A 26,799-nucleotide genomic window follows, 5' to 3' on the forward strand; every position below is an offset into this window, starting at 1 on the left:
CGGGGCGGCGGCGGTTGGCATGGCGATCGTGGCGGTCGCGCTGAAGAACCTCGTCCGGTCCGTCGTCGCGTACGCGCTCGCGAGCGCATTCCTCGCCGCCCTGTTCTTCGTCCTCGCGTCGCCCTTCGCGGGCGCCCTCGAGCTGACCGTGGGTGCGGGCCTCGTCGCGGTCCTGTTCCTCGTCGCATTGATCCTCGCGGGCGGCGAGGAGACGGAGGCAGCCGCATGAACCCGAAGCTCGCCGCGGGCGTGGTCATCGGCGTCGTGTTCCTCGGCCTCCTCGTGACCGCGGTCCTGCCGAGCGCAATCTCCTGGCCCACCACGGGGCCCGGCGTCACGGGCGTCGGGGTCGCCATGTGGCAGGATCGGACCTTCGAGGTGATCATCCAGAGCATCATCCTCTTGGGCGGCGTGATCGCGATCCTGCTCCTCCTGGGCTCCCGTCGCACGGGGGAGGCGAGCCCGTGATCGGGCCCGAGGCCCTCGTCCTGCTCGGCGTGGCGGGCGCCCTGTTCGCGATCGGGCTCGCCTGCCTGATCGCCCGGTCCAACCTGGTCAAGATGGTCATCGGGCTCGAGATCCTCGGGAAGGGCGTGAGCCTGGTCTTCATCACCGCCGGCTACGTGAACGGCGACGTCGGGATGTCCCAGGCCGTCGTCTTCACCCTGATCATCATCGAAGCCGTCGTCGCGGGCGTCGCGCTCGCCCTCGTCATCCTCGCGAAGCGCACCTGGGGCACGCTGGACATCACGAAGATCGCGCAGCGGGTCCGGGGAGGTGAGCCCTGATGGACCTGAACGCGTGGTTCCTCGTCCTCACGGTCCTCATGCCCTTCCTCGGGGCATACTTCATCCTCGTGTTCCGCAACCGGCCGAACGTGCGGGAGGGGGCCTCCCTCGCGGCCGCGATCCTGACCTTCGCCTTCGCCGCGCTCTCCCTGCCCCGCCTCTTCGCGGGGGGCGTCCCCGCGTCCACCGACCCCGTGGTCATGTTCCTGGGGCTCAGCGTCCAGCTCACGGGGGACGGCCTGGGCCTCCTGTTCGCGGTCCTCGCCTCCTTCCTGTGGATCCTGACCACCGTGTACAGCGTCGGGTACATGCGCGGGCTCCACGAGCACGCGCAGACTCGATACTACGCGTGCTTCGCCCTGGTCATCGGGGCGACCATGGGGGTCGCCCTGTCGTCCAACCTGTTCAGCCTCTTCCTCTTCTACGAGATCCTGACCGTGGCCACGTACCCCCTCGTCGTCCACAAGGAGAGCGAGGAGGCCTTCGCGGCAGGCCGCAAGTACCTCGTGTACACCCTGAGCGGCGGCGTCGCGATCCTGGCGGGCATGATGCTCCTCCAGGGCCTCGGCGGATCGCTCGCCCTGGCCTTCACCGGCGGCGGGAACGCGTTCGTAGCCACGATCTCCCCCGACCTCGCCCGGCTGGGCTTCGTCCTCTTGTTCGCGGGCTTCGGCGTGAAGTCCGCGATCATGCCCCTGCACGGCTGGCTGCCGAGCGCGATGATCGCGCCCACGCCCGTGAGCGGCCTCCTCCATGCCGTGGCCGTCGTGAAGGCGGGCGTCTTCGGCGAGCTGCGCCTCATCCTCTTCCTGTTCGGCCCCGCCATGATGGTGGGTCTGGACCTCCAGTGGATCGTGATCGCGGCCGCCGCGGTCACCGTGATCGGCGGCTCGCTCCTCGCCCTGGTCCAGGACGACTTCAAGGCGCGGCTCGCGTACTCCACGATCAGCCAGCTGAACTACATCACCCTGGGGGCCGCGCTCCTCGTACCCCTGGGCTACGGCGGCTCCACCGCGGACGGGATGTTCGCCCTCCTGATCGGCGTGGCGTTCATGATCGCGGCCCACGCCTTCGGGAAGCTGACCATGTTCTTCGTCGCCGGGGCGGTCGCCGTGGAGACGGGCAAGACGAGGATCTCCCAGCTCGATGGCATCGGGAAGAAGATGCCGCGGGAGTTCGTCGCCTTCGCCCTCGCGGCCCTGAGCATGATCTGCCTGCCGCCCATGGCGGGGTTCGTGGCCAAGTGGTACATCTCCGTGGGGGCGTGGAACGCAGGCTTCTGGTGGATCCCCGTCCTCCTGGTCGTCTCGAGCGTCCTGAACCTCGGCTACTGGCTGCCGATCCTCATCCGCGCCTTCTTCCGCCCCTACGACGGGGAGATGGGCGAGGCCCGGCCCACCCTGGGCATCCCGCTCCTCGTCACCGCGGCGGGTGCGCTCCTCCTGGGCATCTGGACGGCCATGCCGTACGGGTTCTTCGAGATCGCGCAGCGCGTCGCCGCGGACGTCACCGGCGCGGCGGTCCCGGCGGTCGCCGCGATCAGCGTCCCCCTGACGACGGCGTTCCCGCCGTTCCTCATCTTCCTGATCGGCGGCCCCCTCGTCCTCCTGCTCAAGGGCCGTGCCCGCCAAGTCGGCCTCATCATCCTGGCGGGCATTGCCCTCCTCGACATCGTCTTCCTGCCCATGGGCACCACGTGGAACGTGCCCTTCATGGGCTACCAGCTCCAGCTGCTCAAGGTCGACTCCCTGTCCTACCTGACGGGCCTCATCTTCGGCATCATCACGTTCTTCGCGGTCCTCTACGCAGCCGGGTTCGCGAAGCCTTGGATGCACCTGTTCGCCCTCCTGTACGCCGGCACGTCCCTGGGCGCCGTGTTCGCGGGCGACTGGATCACCATGCTCTTCTTCTGGGAGCTCATGGCGATCACCTCGACCCTGCTCATCATGCAGGGCGGCGAGGACGGCGTGAAGGCCGGGTTCCGGTACTTCCTGTACCACGTCGCCGGCGGCGCGCTCCTGGCCGGTGGCATCGCCCTCCTGTTCTTCCAGGGCGGCGGCGCGACGCTCGCGGTCGGCGTCGTGTCGGGCTTCTGGCCCATGCTCCTGATCACCCTGGGCATCGGCCTGAACGCGGCGTTCATCCCGCTGCATTCCTGGCTGCCGGACGCGTACCCGCGCGCGCACTTCGTCGCGAGCGTCTTCCTGAGCGTGTACACCACGAAGACGGCCGTGTACGCCTTCGCCCGGATGTTCCTCGGGCAGCCGGACCCGCAGCCCGCGTTCGAGGCCGTTGCGGTCATGGGCGCGATCATGGCCGTGTACGGTGTGTCCTTCGCCGTGTTCCAGAGCAACATGCGCCGCCTCCTGTCGTACCACATCGTCTCCCAGGTCGGCTACATGATCGCCGGCGTCGGCCTCGCGGGCTGGCTCGGCATGGCGGACGAATGGGGCGTCCTCGGCCTGGACGGCGGCATGGCCCACGTGTTCAACCACATCCTCTACAAGGCCCTCCTGTTCATGACGATCGGCGTCGTGATCTGGAAGACGGGCGAAAACACGATGAACCGCCTGGGCGGGCTGCAGAGGAAGATGCCCATCACGGCCTTCGCGTTCTGGGTCGCGGCGTTCTCGATCAGCGGCGTGCCCCTGTTCAACGGCTACATCTCCAAGGGCATGGTCATCTTCGCCGCGGAGGACGTGAACGTGTACCTCTGGCTCCTCCTGGAGATCGCGTCGTTCGGGACGTTCCTCTCCTTCCTGAAGCTCGGCTGGTTCACGTTCCTGCGGCCCGCGCCGGAGGGCGGCGTCACGGAGGCCTCGGACCCGCCGCTCCCGATGCAGGTGGCCATGCTGGGCGTCGCGGCCCTGTGCATCGCGATCGGCGTGTACCCCCAGATGCTGTACAACATCCTGCCCTCGGCCGTGCCCACCGTCTGGAACGCGTGGGCCCCCGTCCAGCTGGGCACGAGCCTCCTCGTCCTCGGCCTGGCCGCCGCGTTCTTCTTCACGATCGGGCGTAAGGCCCTCGCTCCGCACGACACGCGCCTCAAGGACGTGGACGTCGCCTACGGGGCCACGGCCCATGCCACGATCTCCTTCAGCGGCTACGTGCAGTCCGCCTTCCGGCTCGTGTACGAAGGCGCCACGGACGCGGCCCGCGGACTGTTCGCCCTTGGCCGGCGCGCGATGGGGCTCGAGGACCGGGACGTGAACTGGAACATGGTCGCCTTCGGAGGCGCGCTCGTCGTCGTCCTCGCCGCGGTCCTCCTGGGGGTGGGCGCGTGAACGCCGCCGACCTGGGGCTCTTCGTGCCCCTGTTCGTGGCCCTGGGCGGGCTCGAGTCGTACTTCTTCGCGAAGCTCGTGGGCCCCGCGTACCGCCGGTGGACGGGCACGATGGCGGCCGTGTGGCTCCTTGCCGCCTTCGGGCTCCTCCTGATCGCGGTCGACCAAGGCTTCCCGACGTCGGGCGGGTCCGTGTTCGCCCCGATCCTGCAGCCCTCCTACCTGGGGCTCATCGTCGCCCTCCTGGCCACGGGCCTCGGCGCCCTCGCGGCCCTCGCGTCCCAGGGCCGCATCGAGCCGGACGGCCCCGTCCACCTCTACTACCCCCTCCTCCTGTTCGCCTTGGCCGGCGCGAGTGCGGTCGGCTTCGCGAACGACCTCTTCACCCTGTTCGTCCTCGTCGAGCTCGGCGCGATCCCCTCGTACGCGCTCGTCGCGTACCGGTACAAGCAGGAGCCGCGGTCCCTGAGTGCCGCGCTCAAGTACCTCGTCCAGGGCGTCGCGGGCACCGTGACCGCCCTCTTCGGCGTGGCCCTCCTCTACCTGGCGAGCAGCCGCGTCGCGGGCCATGGCACCCTGGCCATTCGGAACCTCCAGATCGCCCTCGGCGGCGCGGACCCGCTCCTGCTCGGCCTCGCGGCCACGCTGATCCTGATCGGGTACGGCGTGAAGCTCGGGATCGTGCCCCTCCACACCTGGCTGCCCGACGCCTACACGCACGCCCCCGGCGGCGTGACCGCGATCATGGCGGGCGCCACGAAGGCGGGCGCGCTCGTCGCCCTGATCGTCTCCCTCTCCGTGCTCCCGCCCGCCGCGGTCTCCCAGACGTACCTGGGCGCCGCCGTGAGCGTCCTCGCGGTCCTGACGATGACCGTGGGCAACCTCCTCGCGCTGAACCAGAAGGACCTGCGGCGCGTCCTCGCGTACTCGAGCGTCGCCCAGATGGGCTACATCCTCCTGGGCTTCGGAATCGGGATCCAGTACAGCCTCGCCCTGGGTTTCGAGGCGGGGCTCTTCTACGCGATCGCGTACAGCGTGATGAAGGGCGGCGCCTTCCTCGCCGCGGACGCGTTCACCGCGGCGGCGGGCTCCCCCGAGGTCGCGAAGATGCGGGGCCTCGGTGCGCGCCACCCCGTCGTCGGCGTGGCCTTCACGATCTTCATCCTGGGCCTCGTGGGGGTCCCCGCGACCGCGGGCTTCCTGGGAAAACTCCTTGTCTTCCAGGCGGGCATGGCCACCCACGTGATCGGCGGTGTGGTCCTGGCTCTGATCCTGGCCGCGAACAGCGCCCTCTCCCTGGGCTACTACGTGCCCATCCTGTCCACGCTCCTGTTCCAGGGCCATGAGGCGGAGCACGCGACCCCGGCCGCCGCGGCGGACGGCGGGGAGCCGAGCCTGCCCCTGAGCACCTCCGCGAGCGTCGTCGCCCTGGCCGCCGTCACGGTCTACCTGGGTCTGTTCCCCCAGGTCCTGTTCGACTGGATTGCGAATGCTACTCAAACCCTGACCGCCTTCTGGGGGGTGCACTGAATGACGACCGCGGACGTCCTGGTATCTCCCTTCGTGATCTTCGGCGTCGCCGTGGCGATCGGGTATGTAATCTTCCTCTGGTCCCGGACCATCGCGCCCGTCTCCACGGGCGGCCTGAACAAGCAGATGCCCTACGTGGGCGGCGAGGCGGCCGAGGCCCAGAACTACCAGCCGGGCTACCAGTTCTTCTACGTGGCGCTGTTCTTCACGATCGTCCACGTCGCCGCCCTCATGCTCGCGACCGCGCCGACGGGCGTGCAGCCGTGGGCCATGGTGGGATACCTGGGCGTGGTCGCCGTCGCCGTCATGATCCTGAGGTGGGAACAATGGGCCTGAGCCAGCGCCTCGTCAACTGGGCACGCATCAAGTCGCCGTGGATCACCCTGTTCAACAGCGGCGCCTGCAACGCCTGCGACATCGAAGTGATCGCCGCCCTCACGCCCCGCTTCGACGTGGAGCGGTTCGGCATCCTGGCCCAGGGATCGCCCCGCCACGCGGACATCCTGATCGTGACCGGGCCGGTCACGAAGAAGCAGGCGCCCCGGCTGCGGCGGATCTGGGAGCAAATGCCCGAGCCAAAGTACGTGATCGCCATGGGCGCCTGCGGCGCCTCGGGCGGCGTGTTCCGAGGCCTCTACCACGTCGTGGACGGCGTGGAGAACGTGATCCCCGTGGACGTGTTCGTCGCGGGCTGCCCGCCGCGGCCCGACGAGATCATCAACGCGGTCGTCGCGTGCCTGGGCCTCGTCAAGGAGGACCTGGCCCATGGCGGCAAGGAGTGGCGACAGAAGAAGCCGACCGTGATCCCCCGCGTGGAGACGCCGCCCAAGGAGGTGACCGCATGACGGAGCCCGCCCTGAAGCCCGACGCGGTCCAAGACGCCCTCGGCGACCTGGGCACCGTGGAGACCGTGCGCTGGAACCGCGTCAAGGTGTCCACGAAGATCGAGAAGGTCCGGGAGGCGATCCTCCGTGCGCAGTCCCTCCTGGCCTGCGACCACGTGGTCCAGATTAGCGCCGTGGACAACGGGAAGTCGTTCGAGCTCATCTACCACCTCACGGGCCCGCACCGGATGGTCATCGCCCTGGCGATCGACATCCCGCGGGACAAGCCCGAGGTCCCGACGACGTCGGACATCCTGCCCCCCGCGGGCATCTACGAGCGGCAAATCCACGACCTCCTGGGGATCGTGTTCCGCGGCCACCCGGACCTGCGGCGGATCATCCTGAACGAGGACTGGCCCGCGAACGAGTTCCCCCTGAGGAAGGATTGGAAGATGGACCCGAACAAGTTCTACGGTGGCGTGCCGCCGGAGGTGAAGTGACATGACCGAGGTCGTTGTGCCCATCGGGCCCCAGCACCCGGCGCTCAAGGAGCCCGTGAACTTCAAGGTCGTCGCCGACGGCGAGACGATCGTCCGCCTCGAGCTCGACGTGTCCTACAACCACCGCGGGATCGAGAAGGCCGCGGAGCAGCGGGACTTCGTCCGCGTCGTGCCCCTCCTGGAGCGGGTCTGCGGGATCTGCAGCCACAGCCACACCACGGTCTTCGTGAAGGGCATCGAGGAGGCCATGAAGCTCCAGGTGCCGCCGCGTGCCCAGTTCATCCGCACGATCGTCGCGGAGCTCGAGCGCATGCACTCCCACTTCCTCTGGCTCGGCGTCGCGGCCCACGAGGTCGGGTTCAACACGCTGTTCATGTGGACCTGGAGGGACCGGGAGGCCGTCCAGGACATGCTCGAGGAGATGACCGGCAACCGGGTCAACTACGGGACCAACGAGGTCGGCGGCGTCCGCCGCGACCTGTCGCCGGACGAGATCCAGGCGGCCCTGAAGCGCCTCCCCAGGCTCGAGGAGCGCATCGCGAAGTACGCGGAGATGGTCAGCAAGGAGCAGACGATGCTCCTCCGCTTCAAGGGCGTCGGCAAGCTCAGCAAGGAGCAGATCCTGAAGCTCGGCGCCGTGGGGCCCACGGCCCGCGCGAGCGGCGTGGATTACGACATCCGCCGCGACGATCCCTACCTCGCATACGCGGACGTGCCCTGGAAGGTCATCACGGACACGCACGGCGACGTCTACGGCCGCACGCTCGTCCGAATCGGCGAACTCCAGCAGAGCCTGCAAATCGTCCGTTTCTGTCTGGAGCACATCCCGGCGGGACCCATCCGCACGAACCCGCCGCGGGCCGCCCCGAGGACCGAGATCCTCTCCCGCTACGAAGCGCCGCGGGGCGAACTCGTCCACTTCATCCGGACGAACAACACGGACCGGGTGGAGCGGCTCGATATCCGCACGCCCACGTTGGCGAACTGGACGTCCGTCGCGGTGAGCCTCGTGAACCAGAACCTCGCGGACATCCCCGTGGTCGTGGCGGCGATCGACCCCTGCCTGTCCTGCACGTCGCGGATCACCGTGGTCAACGAGAGGGGGCGCCGCATCGGCGAGATGACCTGGGACGAGCTCAGCGAGCACGGACGCGCGTTCTACCGCGCCCGGGGGCGACGCTGATGGACCCCATCCTCCTGCTCGTGTACATCTTCCTGTTCCCGGGATTCCTGTTCCTGCTCGCGTACGCGTTCTTCCTGCAGTTCCTGGACCGGAAAATCTACGCGCGGATGCAGAACCGGGTCGGACCGCCCCTGCTCCAGCCCTTCGCGGACTTCATCAAGATGCTCGGCAAGGAGGTCATCGACCCCAAGGGCGTGGACCGCAAGGCGTTCGACGCCGCGCCGCTCCTCGCCCTGGCCGCGGTGATGACCGCGTTCCTGTACGTCCCCATCGTGGGCAGCAGTCCCCTCGCCTTCCAGGGCGACCTCATCGTGGTCCTCTACCTCCTGACCGTCCCCACGATCGTCCTGTTCGTCCTGGGCTGGCTGAGCCGGAACGTGTACTCGACAATCGGCGGCGTCCGGGCCGTGACCCAGCTGTTCATCTACGAAGTCCCGTTCTACCTGGCCATGCTCGGCCCCGCGCTCATGGCGGGTGCCGCGGGCGGCTGGTCCATCTCGGGCATCGTCGCCTGGCAGCAAAAGAACCTCTGGTTCGCGATCTATCAGCCCATCGGGCTCGTCGTCGCCTTGATCGGCCTCCAGGCGAAGCTGGAGCGGACCCCGTTCGATATCCCCGAGGCGGAGACGGAGATCCTCGCGGGTCCGACCACGGAGCTCACGGGCCGGCGGCTCGCATTCATGAAGCTCACGATGGACGTCAGCCTCGTGGTGGGCAGCGGCCTGGTCGCCGCGCTCTTCCTCGGCGGACCCCTCCTTCCGTGGACCTTCAGCCCGAACTGGCTCGGCTGGATCATCGGGTTCCTCGTCTTCCTCGCGAAGACCCTGGCGGTCCTCCTTGTCCTGTCGAGCATCAAGGCCGCCACGGGTCGCATCCGGATCGACCAGCTCAACGACATCGGCTGGAAGTACCTCGCCTCCGCGGCGATCCTCCAGGTGTTCCTCGTCCTCCTGCTGAACTACTACCTCGGGGTGAGCGCGTGAGCGTCCTCAAGGAGATGTTCGAGAACCTCGCGAAGAAGCCGGCGACCACGCTCTACCCCAAGGAGAAGGTGCCCATCCCGCCCGCCTTCCGCGGCCGCATCGCGATCCGGGACGAGAAGTGCATCGGGTGCTCCAAGTGCGCGGTCGTGTGCCCGACCCAGTGCATCACCATGGTCGCGAGCGAACGGGAGGTCGAGGTCAAGGGCCGCAAGATCACCCGCAAGAAGAAGCCCGAGGTCGAGCTCTTCATGTGCATCCGCTGCGGCCTCTGCGAGGAGTACTGCCCCACGGACCCCAAGGCGATCTACCTGAGCAACGAGTTCAGCGGCGCCGGGCCGGACAAGAGCGTCGTGGTCAAGTGACGTACGTTCCCCAGCGGAACCTGGAAGCGCGCCTGCGCGACCGCCTGCGGCACGCGAAGCGCGTCGCGGTCGTCGGCGTGGGGGACGAGCTGAACGTCCACGATCGGCTCGGCATGCTCGCCGCGAAGGAGGTCGACGGGCTCCACCTCGCGAACGTGCGCGTCTTCCTCGCGGGGACGGTCCCCGAGAGCGTGACGGGCCCCATCCGCCGCTACCGCCCCGATGCGATCCTCCTCCTCGACGCCGCGGACATGGGCGCACGGCCGGGCACTGTCGCCCTCGTCGAGCCCCGCGAGGTCCGCGCGAACCTCCTCTCGACCCACGCGCTCCCCCTGTCCGTGGTCATGGAGTTCCTCGAGAAGGACGCCGGGGCCCGGGTGACCCTGGTCGGGATCCAGCCCGACTTGGACGCCGAGGGATTTTCGCCCGCGGGCCCCGAGCAGGCGGGACTGACCCGGCTCGTCGTGAGCCTCTTCCACGTCCTGGGCGAACCGCCGTCGAGGCCTCCCAGGGTCGCGAGGGCTGCACGACCCAGGGCCGGCCGCGGCTCCCGAGCGCTGTGAGGCAAACGGCTATAGCGGGAAGGGGCCTTCGCCGCGCGGGCGCATTCCCTTGGCCGATGCCCTATCCGCCGCCCTCCGGGTCCTCGATGCCGCCGGAGCCGAGTTCGGGGATGTGCGCCGCGAATCGCGCGTCGCGTACGCGGTGCGCATGGCGAACGGGCAGATCGAGACCTCGGGGGGCACGCACCGGGCGGGCTGGGGGCTGCGCGCCTTCATCCGGGGTGCGTGGGGCTACGCCTCGGGGACCTCGGCCAAGGTGGCGGACCTGGTGACCGCCGCGAACCGGGCGACCGCCATCGCCCGCGCGAACGCCGCGGCCGGGGTCGCGCGCACCTCCCTGCGAGGCGTCCCGGACGGCCACAAGGTGTACCGGGCCACCTGCCGAATCGATCCGGCGGACGTCTCCGGCGAGGAGAAGGTCGCCCTCGCCGCGGAGCTCGACAAGGCCTTGGCGGGCGAGGGCATCGGAAGCACGGCCTCGGCGTACACGGAATCGGACCTCCGGTGCGAGCTCGCGAACACGGCCGGCGCCCGCGTGACCTGGCGCGAGGTTCGCGTCCGCCTGTTCGCGCAGGCCATTGCCCAGGAAGGCGAACGCCAGGAAATCGCGTACGAGGTGCGAGACGCCTCCGCGGGCTGGGAGTTCCTGAAGGAGGTCGACCCCGCAGGGTTCGGCGAGGAGACGCGGAACGAGGCGCGGGAACGGCTCAAGGCGATCAAGCCTCCCGCGGGACTCCAGACCGTGATCCTGGACCCGGATGCGTCGGGCCTCCTCGCCCACGAGGTTATGGGCCATGCGTCCGAGGGCGATGAGATCGTCAAGCGGCGTTCCTTCCTGAGCCGCGTCGTCGGGAAGCGAGTGGGGAGCGACCTCGTCACGATGTACGACGACGGCACGGTGCACAAGGCCCACGGGACGATCCCCGTGGACTCCGAGGGCACGCCCGCGCGGAAGACGAAGATCATCGACCGCGGGATCTACAAAGGGTATATGCAGAGCCTGGAGACCGCGGGCGCGCTCCGGGCGCGGCCTACGGGCAACGGCCGCGCCCAGGACTTCGGCCGGCGGGTCTGGGTGCGGATGACGAACACGTACTTCGCACCCGGGCGGGACTCCCGGGACACGATCCTCGAGGACACGAAGGATGGCATCCTCACGAAGGGCTGGATCAGCGGCATGGAGGACATCGTGGGCGGGGGATTCCAGGCGGTGACCCAGTCGGGCTGGCTCGTGAAACGCGGCGAGCTCGCGGAGCGGGTCCGCGGCATGACGCTCACCGGGAACGCACTCGCGATCCTGAAGAGTGTGGACCGCGTCTCCAAGGACCTGATCCTGTCCGGGGGAACGTGCGGCAAGGGGGAGGCCGACGACTTTGTGCCCGTCGGGGCCGGCGGGCCTTACATGCGCGCGAAGGTCGTCGTTGGGGGCGGGTGAGGTGGACCTCCTCGAGCTGGCACCCGACGCCACGAAGCGCGCCCTCGCCCAAGGCGCCGAGCAGGCCGAGGCGTTCGCGATCCGCTACGCCACGCGCCACGTGTACATCGAGGACGATGTCCCCAAGGTCGCCGAGGACCGGCACGAAGTGGGCCTAGGCATTCGCGTGGCGCGAGGCCGGCGCGTCGCGTTCGCGTCCACCACGCTCGCGTCGCCGACCGACGCCGCGTCTGCGGTCCGCTCCGCGGTGGCGGGGCTGCGGCAGATCCCGGAGGACCCCAAGTTCGTGGGCTTTGCCCATGGAGACGGAAAGGGAAGCGTGGCCGGCGTCTTCGACGCGGCCACGGCGGACACGGACGTGGAGACGTTCTTGACCAGCGCTCGGGCGTTCGTGGATGCCGCCAAGGAGACGAAGAGCGTCTCCGTGCCCAAGGCGACGTTCCGCCTCCAGGAGTACGCGCTGCGGATCACCAATTCGAACGGCGTGGACGCGGCGCACCGAGGGACGCTTGTCTACGCGTACCTGACCACGAAGGCAGGATCCGGTTCGTCCGTGGGGGAGGGAATCGTGCACGGCGTGCGTCCGCGCTTGAAGGACGTCGACTTCTCCGACCTCGGGAAGGTGTGCGCCCGCCGGGCTGTCGAGAACCGCGAGGCCAAGGCGTTTCCGGGAAAACTCTCGGGGACCACGATCATCGACCCGCAGGAACTCGGCCAACTCTTTCTCCAGGCTGTCGGCGCGGCGGTATGCGGTCAAAACGTCTACCGCAAGCGATCCCCTTGGGCGGACAAGGTGGGCGCGGAGGTCGGCACGCCGCAGGTAACCATCCGCGACCGGCCACGGCTCCGGGGCGGCATGCTCTCCTGCGCCTCGGACGACGAGGGCGCCCCCACGCAGGACCGGACCGTCGTGGGTGCCGGGCGGCTCACGGGCCTCCTTGCGGACACCTACCACGCGCCCCTGGTCTCCGCGAAACCGGGCAATGCGTTCCGCCGCGGCGCCGCGACCCTCGAGGGCGCCTACCTGCGTCCGCCCGAGAACGCGGTCTCCAACCTGGTCCTGGAACCCGGTACGGAATCCTTGGACGACTTGCTTGGAAAGGTGGACCACGGCGTCTACGTGGAGAAGTTCGCCGCGCCCGAGCTCAACCCGATCACGGGCGCCTTCGCGTGCGAGGTGCGCAACGCCACCTTGGTCGAGCGCGGTGGGCTCGGCAACCATGTGAAGTTCGCCCTGCTCACGGGCAACTTCTATGATGGGCTGAAGGAGGTGGAGGGAATCGGCCGCGACCTGGAGCCGATCCCCGTGTTCTACGGTGCGCCGGGCTGCGCCTACGTGCCGTCCGTCGCGTTCGGCGGCTTCGAACTCGTCGGCCAGTCGTGAGCCGCGGCGGAATCCGACCCCGCTCTCCGAATCAGGTCGTTGTAATGGTCCCGCTCAGCGTGTAGCTCCCGCCAAAGGGGCTCGCCTGGATGGTCAGGATGATGTTCCGGGTAGCGCCCGCCTGGACGACGACGGGCGACGATGTCGTCGGGTCAGGACTCGCGCTCACCAAGTTGAACGTGAATCCCGACACGGTCACACCTGTGACATTGTGACGGACGCTGTCCGAATTGGTCAGGCTCAGGGTGTACTGGAACTGGTACGATGGATAGGAGACGTGAATCGGACAGGCGCTGCAGGATGTCAGCGGCGAGGCCCCGAAGTAGCTGACGCCACCGGGGTAGTTGATCGTCCAGCTCACGCCTGAGACCGTAATCTGGGCGTTGGTCACCGGCGTCATCATGAACGTCACGGCCCACCACGCGACGACCGCCAGGACCACCACTATGACGACGACCACGAGGACGATGATCAACGCGGTGTTCGACTTCCGCGGTGGCGGCATCGGCTGGGGGTAGTACGGCTGGCCCGGCGGATACTGTGGATACGGTTGCTGGGGATACGGCTGTTGGGGTGGCTGAGGACCGCCTGGGGGTGGGGAAGCCATGGGGGCGGAGTGGGTTGGCCTCCTGTTCAAGGTTTCGGTGAGATTGCCCTTACGGCAGGGGGAGTCACACGAGAGTCTCCAGGGCGAGGAGCCGCTTCCACCGCGCATCGACCTCGGCTTGGATCTGAGCGACCTCCGTCTCGCCGAGGTGGGCGAACCGCCCCTGCGTCTTCAGGTAGTCCCGGACGGGTTTCGCGACGCCGAGCTTCCGCGTGATCCGGTAGACGCCGTCCTCGATCTCGTAGAGCGGGAACATGTTCGTGTCCGTGGCGAGGCGGCCGATCTCAATCGTCTTCTCCGAGGAGTACCGCCAGCCGGGCGGACAAGGGGCCAACGCGTGCACGAACCGTGGGCCCTTGATGGCCTTCGCCTTCTGCACCTTCTTCACGAAGTCCTCGGGGAAGGCCACGTTCACCGTGGCTGCATAGGCGGGCCGGTGGGCCGCGACGATCGCCATGATGTCCTTCTTGGGCTCGAGCTTGCCGCGGGAGAACTCATCCACGGGGGTCGTCGTGGTCCAGGCACCCTCCGGCGTTGCCCCGCTCCGCTGGACGCCCGTGTTCATGTACGCCTCGTTGTCGTACATCACGTAGATGCCGTCCGTCCGACGCTCGAGCATCCCGCTGAGCGCCTGGAGGCCGATGTCCACCGTGCCGCCGTCGCCGGCGAAGCCCACGATGGTCACGTCCTTCAGACCGAGCTGGTCCGCCGCCGCGCGCAAGCCGGAGATGGAAGCGCCCGTGGCCTCGAAGGCGCAGTCGAGCATGGGGACATCCAGCGCCGTGGTAGGGAACGGCGTTCCGATCACGGTCCAGCAACACGCGGGGACCGTGACGATGGCCCGGTTGCCGACGCCCTTAAGCAGGTACCGCATGACGAGGGTCGCACCGCAGCCCGGACACGCGCTGTGCCCCGACCGCACGAGCTCCTCGGCCGGGATCGTGAGTCGCGCCACGTCAGTCGCCTCCGTCCCGGCGCTTGAGCTCGACCCAGGCGGCCTCGGGTCCGTCGCGGGTCAGCAGATCGAGCAACGCCTCGCGCACGGTCGTGGCCGTGATGTCTCGCCCGCCGAGGCCGGCCACGAAGTCGCGGAGGACCGGGCGCTGAGGCAGGGAATAGAGCGCACCCGCGACCTCGGTGAACGCGGCGCCCGCCGCACCGAAGGTGAACGAGCGATCGAGCACGCCGATCCGGTCGACGCCTCCTGCGAGCTCGCGGAGCTCCTGCACGGGGAAGGGGCGGAACGTGCGAAGCTTCGCGAGGCCGACCTTGTGGCCGTCCGCGCGCATGGCGTCCACGACGCCCTTCGCGGTCGTCGTCGCGGTGCCCATGGTCACGAGGACCGTGTCCGCGTCGTCCACCTTGTACGTCGGGAGGGGACCGCCGTGGTTTCGGCCCGTGAGTCGCGCGTAGTCGTCCTCGATCTCCAGGAACACGTCCCGCGCGCGGCCCATGGCCGCGGCGATCTTGTGCCGGAACTCCATGTACAAGTCCGGCCCGGTGAACGAACCGAGCCGCATCGCCGTGCCGACCTCGAGGGTCGCGCTCCGTTCCCGGGGCGGCAGGAAACGGTCGATCTCTTCCTGGGACGGGATGTCCACGGGCTCGACCGTGTGGGACAGGTAGAACGCGTCCTCCGTGACCATGGTGGGGAGGCGGACCTCGGGGTGCTCCGCAAGGCGGAACGCCATGAGCGTGGTGTCGAGGACCTCCTGGTTGCTCTCCCCGTAGAACTGGATCCATCCCGTGTCCCGCTGGGCGACCGTGTCCGTATGGTCCGTCCAGATGGACCAGGGCGGGGCCACGGCCCGGTTCACGACGCCCATAACCACGGGGGTACGTGCGCCCGCGGCCCAGTGCAGGAGCTCGTGCATGAGGAGGAGACCCTGGCTCGACGTCGCCGTGTACGTCCGCGCGCCAAGGGCCGAGGCGGAGATGCAGGCTTGGAGGGCGGAGTGCTCCGACTCGACCTTGATGTACTCCGCGTGCAGCTCCCCCGAGGCGACGAACTCGGCGAGCTTCTCCACGATCGAGGTCTGCGGGGTGATCGGATACGCGGAGACGACGTGCACGCGGGCGAGCTTCGCCGCGTAGGATTGCGCGTAGTTGCCGCTGATGACGAGTTCGACCACGGGATCACTCCTCCTTGACCATGGCGATTGCCTTGGGCTTGCATTCCTCGGCGCAGATCGCGCACCCCTTGCAGTAGTCCAGGCGGATCACGGGGAACCCCACGCCGTCGAACCCGATCGCGTCGTCGGGGCAGAACTTCCAGCAGACGTTGCACTTCGTGCAGAGCTTGAGGTCGATCACGGGCCGGAACGTGCGCCAGCTCGCCGTGTGGATCACGTCGCTCGGCGTCGTCGCGATGGGCGCCTCGGGGAGATCTTCCTCCACCTCGTATTGCTTCATGGGCTCACCGCCGCCAGCGCGACGACCTTGTCGAACGCGTCCTGCACGGCCGCCACGTTCTCCTGAGGCTTCGCGGGGGCGAACCGCTCCACCGCGCGACACGCGGAATCCAAGGAGACGATGCCGCTCGCCCGCGCGAGCGCCCCGAGGACCGCCGTGTTCGTGATCGGGGTGGCCTTGGAGCCGAGCCCATGGGCGAGCGCGATGGCCGTGGCGTCAATCGTGGCGAGGCGCCCCTTGAAGGGGACCTCGAGCTGGTCGGGGGCCTTGTCGGTGTTCACGAGGAGCAGGCCGTCGGGCTTCAGACCCGCCGTGACGTTGATCGTGCGCATGAGCCCCGCGTCGAGGACCACGACGATGTCCGGGTTCGTGATGCTCGTGCGGATCTGGATGGGCACATCGTCGATGCGGGTGTACGCGGTCACGGGTGCGCCCCGCCTCTCGACCCCGAAGAACGGGAAGCTCTGGGGATGCTTGCCCTCGAGGAAGGCTGCTTGAGCGAGGAGTTCCGACGCAATGACGGCGCCTTGGCCTCCCCTACCGTGGAAGCGGATCTCGATCACAGTCCCGCCGGGCGATTCCACGGGCGCGCTTTCTCTTGAACGTCGCTAACGTTTAGTACATATAGCTGGTATATTCGGAAGGGAGTCTAAGGGACTCCCAGCGACGGAGCCTGCGGACATGTGCCTCACCGTCCCGGCGAAGGTCCTCGAGATCCGAGGCAAGAAGGCCGTGGTCACGTCCGGCGGCTGGACCCGCGAGGTCGACGCGAGCCACGTGAAAACGCGCGTCGGCGAGTACCTCCTCGTCCAGGGCGGCGTGGCCATGATGACCATCGACCGCAAGGAAGCGGAAGACATCCTCGAAGCCTGGGACGAGGTCGAGGCCGCGAGCCATGCATGAGACCGTGATCGCCCAGCAGGTCGTGCGCGCGGTCGTGGCGGAGATGGACGAACGCGGAGCGAGCGCCTGCAAGGCGATCGACATCGACCTCGGGCAGCTCGAGGCGTTGAGCCCCCGCGAGCTCCAGGCGGCGTTCGACCTGGAGGCGTCGGACACCCCGGCCGACGGCGCAGTCCTGCGGGTGTCCGTGGTCCCCGCCACGGGGGTGTGCCCGTCCTGCAAGGCCGCCAAGCCGTTCGAGCTGCCCTCGGGGAGAGACCACACGCTCCCCCGAGCCGTATGCCCGGATTGCGGTGCTGCCCTGGAACTCCGCGGAGGGCGCGGGTTCGTGATCCGGAGGGCGACCCTGGTCCTCGAGGATCCCTAGCCACGGAAGGTACGGGGGCAAAAATGATAAGGCTGCGGGGTAGTCGCCCGACCGGAGCGGAAGGACACTGACCCCGGATTTTGCCATCGAGGTGCACGGGCTCCACAAGGAGTACACGGACATCAAGGCGGTCGACGGCATCGACTTTGAGGTGCGACCCGGGCACATCTTCTCCCTCCTCGGGCCGAACGGAGCGGGGAAGACGACCACGGTCGAAATCCTCGAAGGCCTCCGGGACCCGACGGCGGGGTCCGCGAAGGTTTTCGGGGCCGACGTGACCCGGGACTATCGCAAGATCCGCGAGCGGGTTGGCGTCCTGCCGCAAGATTTCGAACCGTTCGACCGCCTGAAGCCCATCGAGGCGGTGGACTACTGGGCATCCCTCTTCGACCGCGATCTGCCGGACGACGCGATCGCGAAGCTCATCAAAACCGTGGGACTGACCGACCGCGCCCACACCCAGGCCATCAACCTATCCGGAGGCGAGAAGCGACGGCTCGGGATCGCGATGGCCCTGGTGGGAAATCCCGATCTCATTTTCCTCGATGAGCCGACGACGGGCCTGGACCCCAGCGCGCGGCGGGAGCTGTGGGGGGTCATCCGCTCCCTGAAGGCGTCGGGCAAGACCGTGCTCCTGACCACACACTACTTGGACGAAGCGGAGCAGCTCGCGGACGACGTTGCCATCATGAACCACGGAAAGATCGTCGCGCGCGGCTCGCCCGATGACCTCATCGACCGATACGGCCATGGGACGACGATCGTCCTCGCGGGCGCCGGGCAGGCGGGCTACGACGCGCTCCAGGCACGCGGGATCAAGGCGGAGCAGGAAAACGGGAACGTCCTCGTCCACGTGGACGACATCTCCCTGGTCCGGTGGACCCTGGCGAAGCTCGCCTCGATCGAAATGCCGCTCAAAGAGATCTACACGCGGCGGCCGTCGTTGGAGGATGTCTTCCTCGCCCTCGTAGGCGCGCGGATGAAAGAGGGGGAGCTCGCCACATGAACCGAATCCTCGCGGATGCCAAGGCGTTCGGGAAGCAATACCTGCGCTCCCGCACCGGGACCTTCTTCGCGCTCGCATTCCCCGTCATCCTGATCCTCCTCTTCGGTGCGATCTTCAGCAGCACGGGGAGCTCGAAGGTCTCCCTCTACGTGCAGGACCTCGATAACACGCCCCTGAGCCATGCGTTCATCCAGGCCCTGAACAACACGACCGTGATCTCGTACAACCAGATCCCGTCGGACGTGAGCATCGCGGACTACATCCACGCGCACGCACTCAGCCTGGCGCTCGAGATCCCGAACGGATTCAACCGGAGCATTGTCGCCGCGCGGTTGGGAAACCGCACGGTCACCGCGAACGTCACCCTGTACGGCGACCAAACGCAGTCCACGTACGGGATCGCAGTCGCCGCGATCAACGCGGTCGCCACCCAGTTCAACTTCCAGATCTCGAACGCGAGGCCGGTCGTGATACCCGCCACGCAGCCGATCACGGAAAAGGGGAGCAAGTACATCGACATCTTCCTCCCCGGAATGATCGGCTTCACGATCCTGACGACCCCGCTGTTCGGGATGACGAGTATCTGCGGCGAGTACCGCACCCGGAAGTACTTCAAGTTCCTCGCGACCACGAAGCTCAGCAAGGCGGAGTGGCTCGCAGCGAAGATCCTGTTCTACACCCTCCTCATGTTCGTCTCCATGGCTCTCGTCTTCGTCACGGGCGTCGTGGTGTTCCAGATGGATGGGACGATCACGCTCATGGCCATCGTGCTCATCGCGGTGGGTACCGTGGAGTTCACCTCCCTCGGGATGCTCCTGGGAATCTTCGTCAAGGATACGGAGACCGCGGCGGCCATCGCGAACGCCATCGGCTTCCCGATGATGTTCCTCTCGGGCACCTTCTTCCCGGTCGACCTCTTCCCGTCCTACCTGAAGACCGTGGCGAACTTCCTGCCCTTGACCTATCTGAACGAAGGCCTCCGGGCGACCATGGTCTTCGGGAACGATGCGACGGCCCTCGTCGATCTGGCAATCACCGCGGTGATTGCGGTCATCTTCTTCGCGATCCCGGCCAGGGCGCTGTCCTGGAAATCCAAGTGACCGGCCCGGGCCTGCTCATTCCGCCGCGATGTCCGCGCTCGGGTTCATGCGGGGGACCGTCACGGTCGTCGACCCGTGAGGGCGCGTTCCCCTAGTGGGACCGCAAGCCCGCGAGCCCGTCGTTTGCGGCCGCGAGGGACCGCTCCGTGTACTCCTTCAGGTTCGCGAGCTGGCCGTCGGACAGGACGAGGGCGGGCCAACTCCAGTGCACGGCCACGTGATCACCCTCCGCGATCCCGGGCAGCACGCGGGGATCGTACGCCAGGGTCTCGGGGACGGCCGCCCCGATGCGGAGACGGTCCCCCGCGTACTCCAACCGGGGCTTCTCCAGGTCGAGCTTCGTCTTCGCCACGCGGAGGACGCGGGCCCACGCGGGCCGGCACGCCTCCATGTTCGGCAGGGTGGTCTGGACGTGGCCCGTGACGTTCCCGACGCCGACGTAGCTCACGTGGAAGGCGTGGTGGGGGAGCGGGCGCTCGGGCAGGTGGGCGGCGAACGCCTCGGCCATGGGACGCGGCAGGCCGCGGCGGGTGAGCGTGTCCAGGATTCCGCGGAAGTCGTCCCGCGTGAAGTCGTCCAGGAGCCTGTTCCCGACCCAGTACGCCTCGACGACGTCATGGTCCAGGGGATCTAGTCCGTGCTTCGCGGCGATCGCGGTCAGATAGGGTTCGAGCGCCTCGAATCGCAGAAGGGCCTTCCGCGACGCGTCGAGATCCTTCCCCTGGACGATCGTGCGGAAGAGGGTGGGTTCCGCGTCGGCAGGCCCGCAGTACTTGAGGCGGTTCGTCGCGATGCTGAACCGCGCGGCGAGCTGGACGCCCTGCATCGATCACTCCGCTCGGGAGATCCGCGCGCGGAGCCACACCCGGACCGCTTCCCACGTCTCGCGGAGGGAGGCGAGACCGATCGCGAGGGCGACTCCGAGCGTGATGGCGACCACGCCGGCGAGCTGGGGCAGGCCCAGGGTGCTCTTCGACGCGAGCAGGCCGAGCGCCCAGGTGATCGGGAAGGCTAGGACGAGCGCCGCGGTGGCCACGCTCACGTCCACGGTCTTCAACCCGGCGTACCAGGTCGTGACGAATCCGAGGAGCAGGACCACGCTCAGGGCGATCCAGCCCCACTGCGCGCCGCCGATCGCGGCCACGCCGCCGAGCTGGCCCGTGAGCGCGACGTAGGCGAAGAGGAACACGCCTCCGAAGCCCATCCGGCCCAGGGCCACGGTCCCGGAAGGCAGGTTCCGGAGCGCGTGCTTGGAGAGCGTGTACTCGCCCGCCCACAGGGCGGTGGCCAGCAGCACGTACGCGGTCCCGTCCGTCCAGATCGGCGCGGTCAGGGAAATCAGGAGAGCGTTGCCCGCCAGGAGGAGGACCGCCGCCAGCGCGAGGCGCGACGTGAGGTGCTCCTTGAGGAAGACGACGCCGAGGACGGCCGCCATGAGGAACAGCGCGCGGTAGCCGAAGGTCGCGGTCGCAGCGCCCGCGGCTCCGGCGATCTGGAGGCCGCGGAAGAACAGGAGGAACGGGATGGCGCCGCCGATGAGGCCGATTGCCCCGAGCTTGAGCCAATCCGTCCGGGTCAGCGGGGCACGGGCCGTCCGCCCTGCGAGGAACACGAGCGGCACGAGCATCGCGGCCACCGCCACGTTCCGCAGGGTCACGAACAGGTCCGAGTTCCAGGCGGGGTTCGCTCCGAGGGCTTGCGCGTTCACGAAGTTCGAGACGCCGCTGAAAAGGACCGTCAGGAACACGAGGAGGATTCCCGGCGCCACGGCCTTTCCCGAAAGTCCGCGTGAGTTCTTCGACATGATGTCACCTAGGCGAATTGGATCGAGTACTCGTCTTGCACGGCGATCCCATAACCGATGTCGAGGGCTTCTAGGTTTGCCGCGAGGAGCTTGCCCGGAACGTGCTCCGCCAGGACGCGCCGCACGCGCTCCAAGGGCACGGGCACCACCTTGGTGCCCAGGAGCGCCCCGAGGAGGACGCTGTTCGCCACGACGGGGTCGCCCACGGACCGGGCGATCCGGTCCGCGTCGATCGCGAGGACGCGGCCCGCACGCTCCCGCAGGGTGCGGTGGAGCTCCTCCAGGGATGGATAGGATTCCTTGCCCAGGACGACGAGGAGAGGCCGAATTGGCGTCAGGGCGGTCACGACGATCGTCTTGCGCGAGGCGTACGGAAGCATCCGCACGCTCTCGAGGGGTTCGAACCCGACGATGGCGTCCGCCTCGCCCTTCTTGACCATGGACGTCTGGACGCTGCCCATGCGAACGGTCGACACCACGGAGCCGTAGCGCTGGCTCATCCCGTGGACCTCGGACATCTGGACCTTGAGCCCGTGGGCGAGGGCCGCCTCGGACAGGATGCGCGCGGTCAGGATCACGCCCTGCCCGCCGACGCCGCCGATGACGAGGCTCGTGCCTTTCATGCCCTGACCTCCTTGACGAGCACGATGGCTTTTGGCGGGCACACGTCCGCGCACACGCCGCAGCCGTTGCAGAACGCCGGGTCGATCGCGACGCTCTCGTCCTCCAGCTTGACGAGCGCGGGGCAGGCAAACGCGTCGATGCAGAAGTCGCACTTCGTGCACTTCTCGGGGATGACCTGGTAGAGCGTGGGTGCCACGCCCTTCACTTTCTGATCCCGGAGTTCGAGGAGGCGACACTCGTGGCGGGCGATGATCACGCTCACGCCGTCCCGGTCGAGCGCGCGGCGGAACGCCTTGGTCAGCGCCTTGACGTCGTACGCGTCGTACGTCTCCACGCTCTTCACGCCGCAGGCACGGACGAGTCCCTCCATGTCCACCGCGGGGTGACCGCCCTCGGCGATCCCGGGGTGGGGCTGGTGGCCCGTCATGGCCGTCGTCCCGTTGTCCATGATGCACACGGTCATCGTGAGGTTCTGGTGCACCGCGTGGATCAGCCCGGGAATGCCCGCGTGGTAGAACGTGGAATCGCCGATGAACGCGAGGACCTTCTTGTCCGTGGTCGCCGCCAGCCCCGCGCCCGTGCCGATGGACGAGCCCATGCAGAGGAGGATGTCCCCCGTCGCGGTGGGCGGGTACTCGATCAGGCTGTAGCACCCGATGTCCACGGGGAAGAGGACGTCCTGGCGGCGGGAGGCCTGCCGCGCCGCGTAGGCGACTCCGCGGTGGCCGCAGCCCGGGCAGAGCACGGGCGGCCGCTCGGGAACCTTCGGAAGCTTCACGTCCCGCAGGCGCTGCACGGTCTTCGGGTCGAGCATCTCGAGGCGTACGAGCGCCTCGGCGATCAGGTCGGGGTCGAGCTCGCCCGTGCGGGGCACGAGCCCTTGCCCTTTGCCATAGACTTCCACGTGGATGTCGTACTCGTTGGCCAGGGCGCGGAGCTGGTCCTCCAAGTAGGGCTCGAGCTCCTCGAAGACGACCACCCGCTTCACCCCGCGGAGGAACTCCGCGATCTTGGTCTTGGGAAGCGGATTCGTGAGACCGAGCTTCAGGACCTTGCCCATCAGGTCGTCCGCGAATTCCATCAGATACGGGTAGGCGGGGCCGGAGGCCACGATGCCGATGTCGCCCTTCCGGCCCAGGTCCTCGACCCGGTTGAGCGGGGTGGACTCCGAGATCCCCTCCGCGAGGCGCATCTTCTGGAGGACGCGCTTGTGTCCCTCCCGGGCGTTCGAGGGGAGCATGACGAACCGACTCGGCTCGCGATCAAAGTGTGCGGTGCGCTTGGGCGTGGCACGATCGCCCACGGTCACGGGGCCGCGCGCATGGCTCACCCGGGTCGTCGTGCGGACGATCACGGGCAGCTCGAGGAACGCGGAGAACTCGAACGCGAACTTGGTGAAGTCCAGGCACTCCTGCGGCGTGGCGGGTTCGAGGAGCGGGAGGTTGGCGAACTTCGCGAACAGGCGGTTGTCCTGCTCGTTTTGGCTCGAGTGGCAGCCGGGGTCGTCCGCGGTCACGATGACCATCGCGCCCCGAACGCCGCTGTACGCCAGGGTCATCAGGGCGTCCGCGGCGACGTTCATCCCCACGTGCTTCATGAAGACGAGCGACTTCAGGCCGCCCACGGCCGCCGATGCGGCGACCTCCATGGCCACCTTCTCGTTGATCGCGTACTGGAACTTGAGGCCGACCTCCTTCGCGACGTCGTCGAGGACCAGGCCGATCTCCGAGGACGGCGTCCCCGGATATGTGGCTGCCAGATCCACGCCGGCCTCAAGGGCCGCGCGGGCGATCGCCTCGTTGCCCAGGAGGAGAAGCGTCTCCCCCGCCTTGGCCGCCACGATCTGCTCGTTCTCTTCGTACACGGTCGTCCCCTGCGCTGCGCAGGATCCCCCGGGAGCCACGGCCGAGTCGCCGCGCTCTCGGAAACCTGCGCTCGAGCGACTCTCTTGGAGTCACTCAACTCACCCGACTCCGCGCGATTTGGCACATGGGTATTGATTACACTTACACCCGCTAAATGACACACGCCGCACGGCAGAGTATCGAGGTGGGCAGGGAGCGGCAACCGGGACCCGACCCCGGGCCTTCCGCCGGAAGGGACGATGTAGGACAGGTTCAGAGGGTTTAAGCATCCGCAGCGCCCGTTGGGTGCCGGGCAGGCCCGCGGCCCCGCCCACCCAGGGATGCTCGTGTCGACGCCCATGGCCATCCATGTCCAAGGCCTTCGCAAGCGGTACGCGGGATTCCGGAGCGGCGTGGACGCTCTCCAGGGCGTCGATTTCGACGTACCCAAGGGCGAGGTCTTCGGCTTCCTGGGACCGAATGGCGCAGGCAAGACCACGACCCTGCGCATCCTGGCGACCGTGCTCGCGCCGTCGGGCGGGACGGCTCAGGTGGACGGGCACGACATCCGGAAAGAGCCGATGGCCGTGCGCGGCACCGTGGGCTACATGCCCGAGAAATCGGGCGCGTACCCGCTCCTCACGGGCTACCGGAACCTCGTCTACTGGGGCCGGCTGCAGGACATGGATGGATCGGAGCTGAAGGACCGCGCTCGCGCCCTCCTGAAGGAGCTCGGCCTCGAGGAGGCCGCCGACCGCAAGGTGAAGACCTACTCCCACGGCATGGGCCGGCGTCTCCTCATGGCCCAGGCCCTCATCCACGACCCACGCATCCTTCTGCTGGACGAGCCCGCGGGCGGGCTCGACCCGCAGGGGATCCGGTTCTTCCGCGACCTGGTCCGGAAGCTACAGGGCGAGGGGAAGACGATCTTCCTCTCCTCCCACATCCTGTCCGAGGTCGAGCAGACCTGCACCACGGTCGGCATCATTCACAAGGGCAAGATGCTCACCGTGGATCGCATGGACGCCCTCCGACATCGGATCGGCGCGAGCGCACTCACGCGCGTCGAGGTGGAGTGCGACATCCCGAGCCAGCCCGTAGTCCAGCAGCTCATGGCCATCCCCAAGGTGAAGATGGTCTACCAATTGCCGGACGGGATCCGCGTCGAAGCCGAGTCCGGCGCGGACATCGCGGACGAGGTGGCCCGCGTCCTCGTGACGAACCACGTGCGACTCCGCGCCGTGAAGCCCACCGAACCCACGTTGGAGGATGCGTTCATGTCGGTCCTCGGAGGCGGCGGGACATGATCGGCAATCCCTTCGCAGGCGCCGCGCGCATCGGATGGATGGAATTTTGGTCCCACCTCAAGAGTCCGAGGCTGATTGTCCTCGTGATCCTGATCGCCCTCCTCATCTTCGGCGTGTCCTACGGGATGACGCAATCCGGCCCGTCGGGCTTCGGTAACTCCATCGACCTCAACGTGTACCCCGCCGTGCGGAACGAGAGCGGATCGGATCACTACTTGGTCATCGGGTGGGTTGCGGACCAGCGAGGCGTGCCCCAGGCGGCAGCTTCCGTGTCGGTCTACCTTCAGGACTACACGAACCCTGCCTACAACGGGACGGGAAGCCTACTCACGACGATCCAGACGAATGCCTCGGGCTTCGTGGTCTACGACGCGGGGACGACCATGCCCAAGAATATCTCGTACGCGATGAAGTACGGGGACTACGGCCTCGGATCCGTTGGCTTCTACCGGGGGATGACCGACAACATCACGTTCAACGTAGGCCGCTTTACGTGGGGTACGACCTCGGGGCCGTACGGCAGCCAGAGCTCCTTCTCGTTCCAGGTCATCACCACGGACGGCTATCCCGCGACCGCAGCTGACGTGTACGTCGACGGCAACTTCTCCGGACATCCCGACGCGAACGGCTTCTACAACGGGCCTCTGACCGAGGGGAATCACCTCGTGAACATCACCTACCAAGGATCCAGGGTGACCCAACCCGTCATGACACCTCCGTCCTACGGACCGGCGTACGAGAACGGGGCGGACGCGGTCCTCATCACCCTCGTGGGCAGCTTCATGGGGTTGGTCCTTCCCATCATGGCAATCGCCGTCTCGTTCGACGCCATTGCGCGCGAGCGCGCTCAGGGGTCCCTGGAACTCCTTCTCGCGCGCAGGATCCGGCGGGAAGGGATTCTCACCGGGAAATTCCTGGGCGCCTTCGCGGCCATCGCGGTACCCATCGTAGCTGTGCTTCTCGCGGGGATTGCCGTCGTGACCTCGATCTCGGGGCGCGCGCCGACGCTCACATTCGCCCTGGCGGTCTTCGGTGCCAGTCTCTTCCTGATTGCCGTGTACGTGCTCCTTATGCTCCTGTTCTCGACCCTGGCGAAGAGCGTCGGAACCGCCGTTGTGTTCGGCGTGGTCACGTGGCTCTTCTTCAACCTGATCTTCTCGTTCATCACGACCTTCCTGCTCCTCTCGTCGGGCGGGTTCTACCTCAGCCCGAACTACTACTCCACGCTGCTGACGGTCTATCTCTTCGACCCGAACATGGTATTCCAACTGCTCCTGGGGGCGGCCGTCCCCTCCACCGGGGGAGGGTACCTCTTTGGCATCGTCGTCCCAACCGGATACCTGTCCGTCGCGGCGATCCTCCTCGCTGCCGCGCTCTGGATCGCGGTCCCCTTCGTCTTGACCATCCTTGTCTTCCGCAGGAAGGCGGAGAGCTGAATCGGCGGAGCCGGACGCGGAAGGTCTATCTTCCACCGGTTCCATGGACCGACACGTGGCGTCTGCGGAGCAGGAATCGGAGCACCGCCTACTGTTCGAACTCGCGAAAGAGGCGTTCACGAAGCAGGTCGCCACGCGCGTGCGGCCGCTCTCGCGCGGATTCGTGGAACGCTGGATGAAGGGCGAGTTCTGGCTCTACGCCGACGTGGTACGGCGTCACGCCACGGAGCTTCGTGCGTACAAGCCCGTGGTCCTCGAGGTACTCCAGGCGACGAGCGTCGACGAGATGCTCGACATCTGCCGGAGGACGCGTCCCGATCTCACGTACCTCTGGCACGACCCGGCGGCGCACGTGAGACTGTCGCGTGAGATCGACGAAGCGATCCAGGCCGTCCGCGCGTTGTGAGAGCACGGGCCCAAACTACTTACGCCCCACGCGGCATTGCTCGACGGGGTCTTCCATGTCCGTCGTTGAAGTCCGTACCCTCAAGGAGGTCGACCTGAAGGGCGGCACGGTGGTCGCGGCCTTCCCAAGCGTCGGGCTCGTGAGC

At 67.8% G+C, this 26,799-nt stretch carries 30 protein-coding genes; 21 read left to right on the top strand and 9 right to left on the bottom strand.

Annotated elements, in window-relative coordinates:
- From VEY12_13260 to VEY12_13325, 14 genes are all read left to right on the top strand, one after another.
- A partial coding sequence (locus VEY12_13260; protein ID HYM41091.1) for a hypothetical protein occupies nt 1–229 on the top strand: 229 nt, incomplete at its 5' end.
- A complete protein-coding gene (locus VEY12_13265; protein ID HYM41092.1) occupies nt 226–468 on the top strand; it encodes a hypothetical protein in 243 nt (80 codons plus the stop codon). The genes VEY12_13260 and VEY12_13265, both read left to right, overlap by 4 nt.
- Entirely contained in the window at nt 465–788 is a 324-nt protein-coding gene (locus VEY12_13270) for an NADH-quinone oxidoreductase subunit K (GenBank protein HYM41093.1), read from the top strand. Before VEY12_13265 ends, VEY12_13270 begins: the two co-directional genes overlap by 4 nt.
- Nucleotides 788–4,075 carry a Na(+)/H(+) antiporter subunit D gene (locus VEY12_13275; protein HYM41094.1) on the top strand — a complete coding sequence of 1,096 codons (3,288 nt, stop codon included), beginning with the start codon at nt 788–790 and terminating at the stop codon, nt 4,073–4,075. Before VEY12_13270 ends, VEY12_13275 begins: the two co-directional genes overlap by 1 nt.
- A complete protein-coding gene (locus VEY12_13280) occupies nt 4,072–5,604 on the top strand; it encodes an NADH-quinone oxidoreductase subunit N (protein ID HYM41095.1) in 1,533 nt (510 codons plus the stop codon). The genes VEY12_13275 and VEY12_13280 overlap by 4 nt, the downstream gene beginning before the upstream one ends.
- Complete coding sequence (locus VEY12_13285; protein ID HYM41096.1) at nt 5,605–5,940, top strand: hypothetical protein; 336 nt, start codon at nt 5,605–5,607, stop codon at nt 5,938–5,940.
- Nucleotides 5,931–6,449: an NADH-quinone oxidoreductase subunit B family protein gene (locus VEY12_13290; GenBank protein ID HYM41097.1), complete on the top strand. Its 519-nt coding sequence runs from the start codon at nt 5,931–5,933 to the stop codon at nt 6,447–6,449. Before VEY12_13285 ends, VEY12_13290 begins: the two co-directional genes overlap by 10 nt.
- Complete coding sequence (locus VEY12_13295; protein HYM41098.1) at nt 6,446–6,928, top strand: NADH-quinone oxidoreductase subunit C; 483 nt, start codon at nt 6,446–6,448, stop codon at nt 6,926–6,928. Before VEY12_13290 ends, VEY12_13295 begins: the two co-directional genes overlap by 4 nt.
- A 1-nt stretch (nt 6,929) precedes the next feature.
- A complete protein-coding gene (locus tag VEY12_13300; GenBank protein ID HYM41099.1) occupies nt 6,930–8,111 on the top strand; it encodes a nickel-dependent hydrogenase large subunit in 1,182 nt (393 codons plus the stop codon).
- On the top strand, nt 8,111–9,094 hold the full coding sequence (locus tag VEY12_13305; protein ID HYM41100.1) for a complex I subunit 1 family protein: 984 nt from the start codon (nt 8,111–8,113) through the stop codon (nt 9,092–9,094). The genes VEY12_13300 and VEY12_13305 overlap by 1 nt, the downstream gene beginning before the upstream one ends.
- Complete coding sequence (locus VEY12_13310; GenBank protein ID HYM41101.1) at nt 9,091–9,456, top strand: 4Fe-4S binding protein; 366 nt, start codon at nt 9,091–9,093, stop codon at nt 9,454–9,456. The genes VEY12_13305 and VEY12_13310 overlap by 4 nt, the downstream gene beginning before the upstream one ends.
- Nucleotides 9,453–10,019, top strand: coding sequence for a hydrogenase maturation protease (locus VEY12_13315; protein ID HYM41102.1), 567 nt, complete (start codon nt 9,453–9,455; stop codon nt 10,017–10,019). The genes VEY12_13310 and VEY12_13315 overlap by 4 nt, the downstream gene beginning before the upstream one ends.
- Nucleotides 10,020–10,068: 49 nt before the next feature.
- Nucleotides 10,069–11,454, top strand: a complete 1,386-nt coding sequence (locus tag VEY12_13320; protein HYM41103.1) for a TldD/PmbA family protein — start codon at nt 10,069–10,071, stop codon at nt 11,452–11,454.
- Between the two features lies 1 nt (nt 11,455).
- On the top strand, nt 11,456–12,838 hold the full coding sequence (locus VEY12_13325) for a TldD/PmbA family protein (protein ID HYM41104.1): 1,383 nt from the start codon (nt 11,456–11,458) through the stop codon (nt 12,836–12,838).
- 31 nt (nt 12,839–12,869) lie between these two features.
- Here the strand turns inward: VEY12_13325 and VEY12_13330 are convergent, their stop codons facing one another.
- The 5 genes from VEY12_13330 to VEY12_13350 all read right to left on the bottom strand — a co-directional run bounded on the left by VEY12_13330 (nt 12,870) and on the right by VEY12_13350 (nt 16,420).
- A complete protein-coding gene (locus tag VEY12_13330) occupies nt 12,870–13,445 on the bottom strand; it encodes a hypothetical protein (GenBank protein ID HYM41105.1) in 576 nt (191 codons plus the stop codon).
- A 64-nt stretch (nt 13,446–13,509) separates the two neighbouring features.
- Nucleotides 13,510–14,400 carry a thiamine pyrophosphate-dependent enzyme gene (locus tag VEY12_13335; GenBank protein ID HYM41106.1) on the bottom strand — a complete coding sequence of 297 codons (891 nt, stop codon included), beginning with the start codon at nt 14,398–14,400 and terminating at the stop codon, nt 13,510–13,512.
- A 1-nt stretch (nt 14,401) separates the two neighbouring features.
- Entirely contained in the window at nt 14,402–15,577 is a 1,176-nt protein-coding gene (locus tag VEY12_13340; GenBank protein ID HYM41107.1) for a transketolase C-terminal domain-containing protein, read from the bottom strand.
- Between the two features lie 4 nt (nt 15,578–15,581).
- On the bottom strand, nt 15,582–15,857 hold the full coding sequence (locus VEY12_13345) for a 4Fe-4S binding protein (protein HYM41108.1): 276 nt from the start codon (nt 15,855–15,857) through the stop codon (nt 15,582–15,584).
- Nucleotides 15,854–16,420 (bottom strand): 2-oxoacid:acceptor oxidoreductase family protein, encoded by a 567-nt coding sequence (locus tag VEY12_13350; protein HYM41109.1) that lies wholly within the window; start codon nt 16,418–16,420, stop codon nt 15,854–15,856. The genes VEY12_13345 and VEY12_13350 overlap by 4 nt, the downstream gene beginning before the upstream one ends.
- Before the next feature lie 118 nt (nt 16,421–16,538).
- On the opposite strand from VEY12_13350, the gene VEY12_13355 reads away from it, so the two are divergent.
- From VEY12_13355 to VEY12_13370, 4 genes are all read left to right on the top strand, one after another.
- A complete protein-coding gene (locus VEY12_13355; GenBank protein ID HYM41110.1) occupies nt 16,539–16,760 on the top strand; it encodes a HypC/HybG/HupF family hydrogenase formation chaperone in 222 nt (73 codons plus the stop codon).
- Nucleotides 16,753–17,127, top strand: a complete 375-nt coding sequence (locus VEY12_13360) for a hydrogenase maturation nickel metallochaperone HypA (GenBank protein HYM41111.1) — start codon at nt 16,753–16,755, stop codon at nt 17,125–17,127. Before VEY12_13355 ends, VEY12_13360 begins: the two co-directional genes overlap by 8 nt.
- Before the next feature lie 91 nt (nt 17,128–17,218).
- Nucleotides 17,219–18,133, top strand: a complete 915-nt coding sequence (locus VEY12_13365) for an ABC transporter ATP-binding protein (GenBank protein HYM41112.1) — start codon at nt 17,219–17,221, stop codon at nt 18,131–18,133.
- Nucleotides 18,130–19,233, top strand: coding sequence for an ABC transporter permease (locus VEY12_13370; GenBank protein HYM41113.1), 1,104 nt, complete (start codon nt 18,130–18,132; stop codon nt 19,231–19,233). Before VEY12_13365 ends, VEY12_13370 begins: the two co-directional genes overlap by 4 nt.
- 91 nt (nt 19,234–19,324) lie before the next feature.
- On the opposite strand, the gene VEY12_13375 is transcribed toward VEY12_13370, so the two are convergent.
- From VEY12_13375 to iorA, 4 genes are read right to left on the bottom strand one after another with little or no spacing between them, the layout of a single operon-like run.
- Nucleotides 19,325–20,059 (bottom strand): DUF6390 family protein, encoded by a 735-nt coding sequence (locus tag VEY12_13375; protein ID HYM41114.1) that lies wholly within the window; start codon nt 20,057–20,059, stop codon nt 19,325–19,327.
- Nucleotides 20,060–20,062: 3 nt separating this feature from the next.
- On the bottom strand, nt 20,063–21,037 hold the full coding sequence (locus VEY12_13380; protein ID HYM41115.1) for a DMT family transporter: 975 nt from the start codon (nt 21,035–21,037) through the stop codon (nt 20,063–20,065).
- Between the two features lie 8 nt (nt 21,038–21,045).
- Nucleotides 21,046–21,660, bottom strand: coding sequence for an indolepyruvate oxidoreductase subunit beta (locus tag VEY12_13385; protein ID HYM41116.1), 615 nt, complete (start codon nt 21,658–21,660; stop codon nt 21,046–21,048).
- Entirely contained in the window at nt 21,657–23,564 is a 1,908-nt protein-coding gene (gene iorA / locus VEY12_13390) for an indolepyruvate ferredoxin oxidoreductase subunit alpha (protein HYM41117.1), read from the bottom strand. The genes VEY12_13385 and iorA overlap by 4 nt, the downstream gene beginning before the upstream one ends.
- 243 nt (nt 23,565–23,807) lie before the next feature.
- Between iorA and VEY12_13395 the strand changes: the two genes are divergently transcribed.
- Genes VEY12_13395 through VEY12_13405 form a run of 3 tightly spaced genes read left to right on the top strand, consistent with a single transcriptional unit; the run spans nt 23,808 to nt 26,654 of the window.
- Nucleotides 23,808–24,812: an ABC transporter ATP-binding protein gene (locus tag VEY12_13395; GenBank protein ID HYM41118.1), complete on the top strand. Its 1,005-nt coding sequence runs from the start codon at nt 23,808–23,810 to the stop codon at nt 24,810–24,812.
- Nucleotides 24,809–26,248 (top strand): ABC transporter permease, encoded by a 1,440-nt coding sequence (locus VEY12_13400; protein HYM41119.1) that lies wholly within the window; start codon nt 24,809–24,811, stop codon nt 26,246–26,248. The genes VEY12_13395 and VEY12_13400 overlap by 4 nt, the downstream gene beginning before the upstream one ends.
- Before the next feature lie 43 nt (nt 26,249–26,291).
- The gene (locus VEY12_13405) at nt 26,292–26,654 is read left to right on the top strand and encodes a hypothetical protein (GenBank protein ID HYM41120.1); all 363 of its coding nucleotides are present in this window, start codon (nt 26,292–26,294) and stop codon (nt 26,652–26,654) included.
- Nucleotides 26,655–26,799: the final 145 nt, after the last annotated feature.

This window comes from Thermoplasmata archaeon (assembly GCA_035632695.1).
Lineage (GTDB): Archaea > Thermoplasmatota > Thermoplasmata > RBG-16-68-12 > RBG-16-68-12 > RBG-16-68-12.

Coding starts and splice junctions, on each gene's coding strand:
- VEY12_13265 (HYM41092.1), top strand. CDS start 226: ATGAACCCGAAGCTCGCCGCGGGCGTGGTCATCGGCGTCGTGTTCCTC.
- VEY12_13275 (HYM41094.1), top strand. CDS start 788: ATGGACCTGAACGCGTGGTTCCTCGTCCTCACGGTCCTCATGCCCTTC.
- VEY12_13285 (HYM41096.1), top strand. CDS start 5,605: ATGACGACCGCGGACGTCCTGGTATCTCCCTTCGTGATCTTCGGCGTC.
- VEY12_13290 (HYM41097.1), top strand. CDS start 5,931: ATGGGCCTGAGCCAGCGCCTCGTCAACTGGGCACGCATCAAGTCGCCG.
- VEY12_13295 (HYM41098.1), top strand. CDS start 6,446: ATGACGGAGCCCGCCCTGAAGCCCGACGCGGTCCAAGACGCCCTCGGC.
- VEY12_13300 (HYM41099.1), top strand. CDS start 6,930: ATGACCGAGGTCGTTGTGCCCATCGGGCCCCAGCACCCGGCGCTCAAG.
- VEY12_13305 (HYM41100.1), top strand. CDS start 8,111: ATGGACCCCATCCTCCTGCTCGTGTACATCTTCCTGTTCCCGGGATTC.
- VEY12_13330 (HYM41105.1), bottom strand. CDS start 13,445: ATGGCTTCCCCACCCCCAGGCGGTCCTCAGCCACCCCAACAGCCGTAT.
- VEY12_13345 (HYM41108.1), bottom strand. CDS start 15,857: ATGAAGCAATACGAGGTGGAGGAAGATCTCCCCGAGGCGCCCATCGCG.
- VEY12_13355 (HYM41110.1), top strand. CDS start 16,539: ATGTGCCTCACCGTCCCGGCGAAGGTCCTCGAGATCCGAGGCAAGAAG.
- VEY12_13360 (HYM41111.1), top strand. CDS start 16,753: ATGCATGAGACCGTGATCGCCCAGCAGGTCGTGCGCGCGGTCGTGGCG.
- VEY12_13370 (HYM41113.1), top strand. CDS start 18,130: ATGAACCGAATCCTCGCGGATGCCAAGGCGTTCGGGAAGCAATACCTG.
- VEY12_13375 (HYM41114.1), bottom strand. CDS start 20,059: ATGCAGGGCGTCCAGCTCGCCGCGCGGTTCAGCATCGCGACGAACCGC.
- VEY12_13380 (HYM41115.1), bottom strand. CDS start 21,037: ATGTCGAAGAACTCACGCGGACTTTCGGGAAAGGCCGTGGCGCCGGGA.
- VEY12_13385 (HYM41116.1), bottom strand. CDS start 21,660: ATGAAAGGCACGAGCCTCGTCATCGGCGGCGTCGGCGGGCAGGGCGTG.
- VEY12_13400 (HYM41119.1), top strand. CDS start 24,809: ATGATCGGCAATCCCTTCGCAGGCGCCGCGCGCATCGGATGGATGGAA.
- VEY12_13405 (HYM41120.1), top strand. CDS start 26,292: ATGGACCGACACGTGGCGTCTGCGGAGCAGGAATCGGAGCACCGCCTA.